Source organism: Endozoicomonas sp. SESOKO3 (genome assembly GCF_024606255.1).
The window spans coordinates 1-7,892 of the sequence record NZ_JAHHPR010000036.1 but is presented as its reverse complement, the minus strand read 5'-3'; the positions used below and the strand labels follow the sequence as shown (position 1 = coordinate 7,892).

The 7,892-nt window shown below is 47.7% G+C and carries 6 protein-coding genes; all 6 read left to right on the top strand.

Going from position 1 to position 7,892, the window contains the following annotated elements; all coding sequences use genetic code 11:
• Positions 1 to 576: virulence RhuM family protein (locus tag KDK18_RS00565; protein WP_257252436.1), on the top strand; the 576-nt coding region annotated here is incomplete at its 5' end.
• Positions 573 to 881: a hypothetical protein gene (locus KDK18_RS00560; RefSeq protein ID WP_257252435.1), complete on the top strand. Its 309-nt coding sequence runs from the start codon at positions 573 to 575 to the stop codon at positions 879 to 881. The genes KDK18_RS00565 and KDK18_RS00560, both read left to right, overlap by 4 nt.
• Before the next feature lie 180 nt (positions 882 to 1,061).
• Positions 1,062 to 2,597: an F-box protein gene (locus tag KDK18_RS00555; protein ID WP_257252434.1), complete on the top strand. Its 1,536-nt coding sequence runs from the start codon at positions 1,062 to 1,064 to the stop codon at positions 2,595 to 2,597.
• Positions 2,598 to 2,731: 134 nt separating this feature from the next.
• Positions 2,732 to 5,713 (top strand): HsdR family type I site-specific deoxyribonuclease, encoded by a 2,982-nt coding sequence (locus tag KDK18_RS00550; protein ID WP_257252433.1) that lies wholly within the window; start codon positions 2,732 to 2,734, stop codon positions 5,711 to 5,713.
• A gap of 55 nt (positions 5,714 to 5,768) precedes the next feature.
• The gene (locus KDK18_RS00545; protein ID WP_257252432.1) at positions 5,769 to 7,046 is read left to right on the top strand and encodes an AhpA/YtjB family protein; all 1,278 of its coding nucleotides are present in this window, start codon (positions 5,769 to 5,771) and stop codon (positions 7,044 to 7,046) included.
• Positions 7,047 to 7,070: 24 nt separating this feature from the next.
• On the top strand, positions 7,071 to 7,892 hold an 822-nt coding region (locus KDK18_RS00540; protein WP_257252431.1), incomplete at its 3' end, for a hypothetical protein.

The following is a 7,892-nucleotide window of genomic DNA, read 5'->3' as shown; positions in this document are numbered from 1 at the left end:
CGGGTGCGTTCCATCCGTGCCAGCGAGCGGCGTATTTACCAGCAGATTACCGATATTTTTGCTGAGTGCAGTGTCGACTATAATCCCAAATCAGACACCACTCGTTTGTTTTATGCCCATGTGCAGGACAAATTTCATTTTGCCATTACCGGTCACACGGCAGCAGAAATCATCGCTCTGAAAGCCGATGCCGACCAGCCTCTGATGGGCATGAATACCTACAAAAACGCCCCTGATGGTCGTGTACTGAAATCAGATTCCAAGGTGGCAAAGAACTATTTAGCCGAAAGTGAGATCAAACAGCTGGAGCGTACCGTATCCGCTTTTTTTGATTATATCGAAGGGATTATCGAACGACGCAACACCTTCACCATGGCAGGATTTGCAGACAGTGTGAATAAGTTTCTGGCCTTTAATGAGTATCAGGTTCTGGAAGGCCATGGCACCATCAGCCGCCAGCAGGCAGAGCAAAAAGCCTTTGCCGAATATGAGAAATTCAACAAAAAACAGCGGATAGAATCAGATTTTGACCGTCAAATTAAAAAACTGCTGACAAAGAAAGGTGGTGATCAATGACCGACTACAAAACCATCGCCGAATCAAAAAACTTCATCGTACTCGATCAATACACCCAGGACTGGCAGGTCAAGGACAGCTACCAGAGCGAAGCCGATCTTGAGCACGAACTGATCGAGGATTTGCAAAATCAGGGTTATGACAACGAGCTTAATCAACGTGCATGGTTTGATACAGTGTCACGGTTTTCTCTCAGGCCTGCTGCCAGGGACACAGGGCGCTACGATCGTTTTGCCAAATTCCTTGAAAGCCATGGCAGTCTGAAAAACATTCCACCCGCCAACGACTATATGCTAAGTCTTTGAGGCACTCGGCAGGCAAAGCGGCTTCGGGTGTTCTGGGACTTTTTGAGAACATACTGTTTTTTGTTAGTGGCACTTAACAAAGTGTCATGAACTTTCATTCTGAAACCGACTCAAATTAACGTCATGAAAGTTGAATGTCCTCGCTGATACAAGGGAATAGTCGCTGGAGAGAAATCAGATATGCATGATATTAAAACTAACGCCATGGAAGGCTCACAATCACCACCACCACCTAAGCGAGCTCGATTGGAAACACCCACGGGTACCAGTGCGGGTAGGCTCATCACTGTACCCGACGGGGAACAAAAGGAAAATACTACATTGCTGAATTTACCTTCAGTGACTTTTAGCCAAATTTTCCATTCTTTGAAACTTAAAGAGATTCGCAGTGTACAAAAGGTATGTACCCACCTTCGCGATGTTGTCAAAGAGAATAGAGCCTTGGCAAAAGCATGGTTTCGCCAGTTTCCTGCATCACACCAGGATCAACTGAAGATGGCCATGGCTACAAAAACGAATAAGCAAGTCTACGATTGGTTAAAGTCGTTTACGAATGATGAGACGTTAGCCAAGTCACTGTCAGATCGCCGACAGGGGGGGAATTATTTAACGGCTCTGTTGTATTTCACCAAGATTAACCTGATGTCTGGATGTAAAACATTTACTTTAGAGGACACCATCATTTGCGAGGAGCATGAAGTTGAATCAGCCCACCTCAGTGTCGATGGCCGCTATCTGGCTACCGCATGCAATGACGGAACAGTAAAAATCTATGACTACAGCACTGATGGATCACGGGTGAATACCACCATTACCCATGACAACATTGTCAGATCAGTCATCTTCAGCCCCAATGGTAAACACCTGGTGACCGCCAGTTGGGATAACACGGCGATGATATATAGCTTGGGGGACGATGGCGTATGGCAACACAAAGCAACACTTACCCATATTAACGTGGTCCTATCAGCCATTTTTAGCCCCAATAGCTGCCATGTGATAACCGCCAGCCTGGATAATACAGCGCAACTTCATAGCCTTAAGGCCGATGGATCATGGGAACCTGTCCACTTGATTCATCATAATGGTATAGTCCAAACAGCCATCTTCAGTGCCGATAGCTGCCGTGTGGTGACCGCCAGCCGGGATATGACGGCAAAAATCCACAAACGAAAGACCGATGTAGAATGGCAAGAAGAAGATAGTATTTCCCATAGTTTTGCTGTCATGTCTGCCAGCTTCGGCCCCGATTGCTGTCATGTGGTGACTGCCGGTCAGGATCGCATAGCGAAAGTCAGCATGAAGCAGGCCGATGGATCATGGGAACTACTGATTGCCTTTCACCACAAAGATCAGGTCAATTCGGCCAGTTTCAGTCCCAATGGTCGCTATTTCGTGACTGCCTGCGAAGACGGAAGCGTGACAATCTTCGGCCGACAAGCCTATGGTAAATGGGAGCAAGTAGCCATCTTTTACCATAAGGGTGCGGCCAGATCAGCTACCTTCAGCCCCGATGGTAGCCTTTTGGTGACTGCCAGTAATGACGGAACAGCGAAAATTATTGGCCAGGAGGACGATGGGACATGGTCAGAAAAAGGCAAGATTGTCCATAAAGACTCTGTCCTTACCGCCACCTTTAACGCCGATGGTAGCCGTATAGTGACCGCCAGTAGTGACAAAACGGTGAGAATCACTGAACTACGGAGAGGTAATTGATTGTTGTCTGTTGCAAAACCGCCAGACGGCAACAGTGAATCAGAGTTCATCGTGATCCGGTAGTTCCATTTTCGGTAGTGCCCTTATTTGATCCAGTGACTGCTTTGGCGCTTTAATCGTTCTGATTTTGACAAATGACTTACGTTTATGTAGCAGGCTTGAACACGCCCGAAAAAATGCTGGTGAACGTCCGTGAGCAGTTGCAGACACTGAATAACGTCAGGTTTCAGGATGGCGAGTGGCTCCGGTTTGTCGAACAGTATCTGGACAATCCCAGCGACACCATCATTGATAAAACCCGCAAGGTTCATGACGACCACATTTTTGATTTTGTGTTTGACGATGGCCATATCAAAAACATCTACCTGCTGGATAAACAGAATGTCGCCCGCAACAAAGTGCAGGTGATCAAACAGTTTCAACAAACCGGCACCCAGGCCAACCGCTATGATGTCACCCTTCTGGTGAATGGCTTACCGCTGGTTCAGATTGAGCTGAAAAAGCGCGGCATTGCCATTCGGGAAGCCTTTAACCAGGTGCATCGCTACAGCAAGGAGAGCTTTAATGCCGAGAACTCGCTCTATAAGTACCTGCAGCTGTTTGTGATTTCCAACGGTACCGACACCCGTTACTTCGCCAATACTACCCAGCGCAATAAAAACAGCTTCGATTTCACCATGAACTGGGCGAAATCCGATAACACCCTGATTAAAGACCTGAAGGATTTTACCGCCACCTTCTTTCAGAAAAACACATTGCTCAGGGTACTGCTGCACTATTGTGTTTTCGATGTCAGCAATACCTTGCTGGTCATGCGCCCCTACCAGATTGCCGCCACCGAGCGCATTTTGTGGAAAATCAGAAGTTCCTATCAGGGCAAAAACTGGAGTAACACCGAGAGTGGTGGCTATATCTGGCACACCACCGGTTCTGGCAAGACCTTAACCAGCTTTAAAGCCGCGCGTCTGGCCACTGGGCAGGATTTTATTGATAAGGTCTTTTTTGTGGTGGACCGTAAAGACCTCGATTACCAGACCATGAAAGAGTACCAGCGCTTCTCACCCGACAGCGTAAACGGCTCGGACAGCACAGCAGGTTTAAAACGCAACCTCGCTAAAGACGACAACAAAATTATTGTGACTACCATTCAGAAGCTGAACAACCTGATCAAAAGCGAGAGCCAACTGCCTGTCTATCAACAACAGGTCGTGTTTATTTTTGACGAAGCCCATCGCAGTCAGTTTGGTGAAGCGCAAAGGAACCTGAAGAAGAAGTTTAAAAAATACTATCAATTTGGTTTTACCGGCACGCCGATCTTCCCGCAAAATGCGCTGGGCGCAGACACGACAGCGAGCGTGTTTGGCCGGGAATTACACTCTTATGTCATCACCGATGCGATACGCGACGAAAAGGTGCTGAAGTTTAAAGTGGACTACAACGATGTACGACCACAGTTCAGAAACCTTGAAAAAGAAACGGATGAGCAGAAGCTCACCGCCGCTGAAAACAAGCAGGCCTTTTTGCATCCGGAACGTATTACTGAAATCTCCCGGTACATACTGAATAACTTCAGGCAAAAGACTCACCGACTGCAAGCCGGTGGTGCAGGCTTCAATGCCATGTTTGCCGTCAGCAGTGTGGATGCGGCCAAAGCTTACTACGAAAGCTTCAGAACCCTACAGAATAAAGACCATCAGGAACAACCGGGCAAAAAGCACCTTAAAGTGGCCACTATCTTCTCTTTTGCAGCCAATGAAGAACAGGATGCCGTCGGGGATATTGTTGATGAAAGCTTCGAAGTCTCCGCCATGGACAGCAGTGCCAAAGAGTTTCTGAGCGCCGCTATTGCTGACTATAACACCCACTTTAAAACCAATTTTGGTGTCGATAGCAGAGGCTTTCAAAACTATTACCGTGATCTTGCCCAACGGGTAAAAAAACAGGAAGTCGACCTGCTGATCGTTGTCGGTATGTTCCTGACGGGTTTTGATGCCCCCAGGTTAAACACCTTGTTTGTTGACAAAAACCTGCGTTATCACGGTTTGATGCAAGCCTATTCCCGTACCAACCGGATTTATGATGCCACCAAGACCTTTGGTAATATCGTCACCTTCCGTGATCTTGAGCAGCCAACGATCGACGCTATCACGCTGTTTGGTGATAAGAACACCAAAAACGTCGTGTTGGAGAAGAGCTACAAAGAGTACATGGAAGGCTTTACCGATCTCACCACAGGCGAAGCTCGCCGTGGCTATCTGGAGGTTGTCGCAGAACTGCAAAGACGCTTTCCAAAGCCTGATGAAATTATCAAAGAGCAGGATAAAAAAGACTTCGCAAAACTCTTTGGTGAATACCTGCGCGTTGAGAATGTGCTGCAAAACTACGACGAGTTTGCAGGTTTGAAAGCCTTACAAACTGTGGATATGGATAATCCTGAGACCGTCGAGGCGTTTAAAGCCAAATACTATCTGAACGACGATGACCTGGCAGCCATGCAGGCTATCGAGGTGCCTTTTGAGCGGTTAATCCAGGATTATCGCTCAACTTACAACGATACCCGTGACTGGCTACGTCGTGAGAAAGCCGCCAACCAAAAAGAAGAATCCAGCATCGACTGGGACGATGTTATCTTTGAAGTGGACCTTCTGAAATCTCAGGAAATCAACCTTGACTACATCCTGGAACTGATTTTTGAGCACAACAAAAAGAATAAAAACAAAGCCGACTTGATTGAAGAAGTCCGTCGTCTTATTCGTGCCAGTCTCGGGAACCGTGCCAAGGAGAGTCTGATTGTTGATTTTATCAACCAGACCGACCTGGATAACATCGGAGACAAAGCCAGCATCATTGATGCCTTCTTCAGGTTCGCGCAGGCTGAACAAAAACGCGAGGCCAAAGAGCTTATCCGCTCTGAAGAGTTAAACGACGATGCAGCCAGACGCTACATCAGTAGTTCATTGAAACGGGAATACGCCAGCGAGAACGGTACTGACCTGAATGCCACTCTTCCCAAAATGAGCCCACTGAACCCGCAATACAAAGCCAAAAAACAGTCAGTATTCCAGAAAATGGCTGATTTCGTGGAAAAATTTAAAGGCGTGGGCGGTCAGATTTAACCACACCGTCGTCTTTGCAAAAATCCCCCGACATAACACCCCAGGAGGTTCGGCCTTGTCATTGCCGAAAAAAATCATCACCCTGTTTGCCAGACAATCAGCAGCCCTGTCTCTTCGCCAGCAACTGTTACTGATGTTTGGTCTGCTGTTCACAGCCCTGACGCTGTCTACCGTCTTTCTGGTCAGCAGCGAACTGGAGTCCACCAGCCGTCATCAGGCTGACTCGATCGGAAACCTGCTGAGTGCCCAGACAGCCAGTGCCGCCACTGATATGCTGGTCACAGGAGACCGTCTCAGTCTCAACGTACTGCTGGGGCAGCTGGTGCAGAATCCCTATGTCGCCAAGGCCGCCATTTACAGCATTGATAATCGTGAAATAGCCTCTTCAGAAAGTGACCAGGTCGGCGAGAAAGGTGAAACCTATTCGTCACCCATACATTATCAGGACGTGATCGCAGGTTATGTCCGTCTGCAACTGGATAAAGGGTTACTGACCCAACACCCCGGTGATGCGCTGACACTGATCATTACTGTCAGTATCATTCTTCTGGTCAGTGGCTTGCTGTTGCTCTACTTTTTCGCCTCCGGCATCACTTTCCGGCTCAACCTGATTGAAAGACAGTTGCATTCTATTCTGCAATCCCCTACCAATCCCGTCTCCTGCAGAAACGAAATACTGCGACTCTCTGGCTTTGTGGAAAAGCAGCTCACTGAAAAACTGATGGATTCTGTTGAACCGGAACCCGTGGAAGAGGAAAAAGAGGAAGTCTCAGCCATTGTCAGTGTTCGTAACAAAAACATGCCCCGATTACGGCAACTGCTGGCTCCCCATGATCTGATGCACATTATTGAGACGCAAAACGAAGCTCTGAAACACGCCGCTCAACAGTATCAGGGAGAGTTAAGTTACACACCTGATGGCACCGGGTATATTCGTTTCTCCAGTCTTGAAAGTGCCTCCTTTGCTGTGGACGCCTTGAGTTGTGCCCTGTTGATTCAAAGCCTTAACAGAGTCGTTGGCGAGCAGAACATTGCTGCGCTGGAGATTGGGTTGGGAATCTGTGTCAGTGATGGCATCGCTGATTTCCCCGATACAGAACACCCCTCACAATCCGACAGTGCCGCCAGTAATGCCCTGATGCTGGCAAGCCTGCCGGGTTCGGAAGGTATTCACATGTTCCGTGACCAGCTCAACTGGCTACCTGCCGGAGAGCCCGAAATAAAAATCAGTGAACAGGGTGAGGATATTGTGGAGATCACCGGACTGCCTGCTGAACAGCAGGAAGTCATTCAGCAGGAAGCTTATGACATCAGCCGGGAGCTGGAGTTGTAAACCTGTCGTTCGTTTGGAGGGATTATGAAGCCCAATCTAACCCTAGTTAAAACAGCGATAGCTATCGCCATTAGCTTGAACTCATACGCCTACAGCAGCGGTAATTACTCAGACAACACGACGCAGACGACAACACTTACCCTGACTCCGACCACTGAAAACCAACAAATCCTGGATATAGTATTTCCAAAATACACGACGGTGTTTGGTATTAAAGTTCTGGGCACGGAAAAAGTGCCCGATGAGAAACTGCTTCATGCTGCGAGAATCATGGCTGAATATCTCGATAACAATGATGATGGTGTTGTCGATAATCAGCCAGTGCTTGATAGCTTAGTTGCACAAAAAGCCACTCTGACCATGATAGCTGACGATTCCGAGCTACAGCCCGTGCGGAATAAAGTCGGAAATAATAAGAAGCTGACCAATCTGCAAGACCTGAAAGCAAGCGAAACTCACCCAAATGGCGCAGCCAGAGGCGTATTTGATGGCGCTCTCGAAGAGGTTCTACATTTGATCACCCGTCTTGGCTACAGCAAAGTTTATCCTGCAGCGCTGGGTGAGCGACATGACTCATTGATTGCCGATGCTATGGACAAAGCTCGTGGTGGTCGGTTTGATAACATCCCGGACAGTTACCCTGCAAACGCCTGGTTCACTTATGAAGATGAAAGCTGTGACTACAGTTGTATGATCACTGAATATACTTATTTTGCACTGACTTCGATTCTTGGTGGTCAACAGTTTCCGGGCCGATTGCAACAAATCCAAAATGAATGGATTTTAAACACCCGATTGAGAGTAAAATCAGTTGACCGTGATGTTTACAATATCTTAACTAATCCG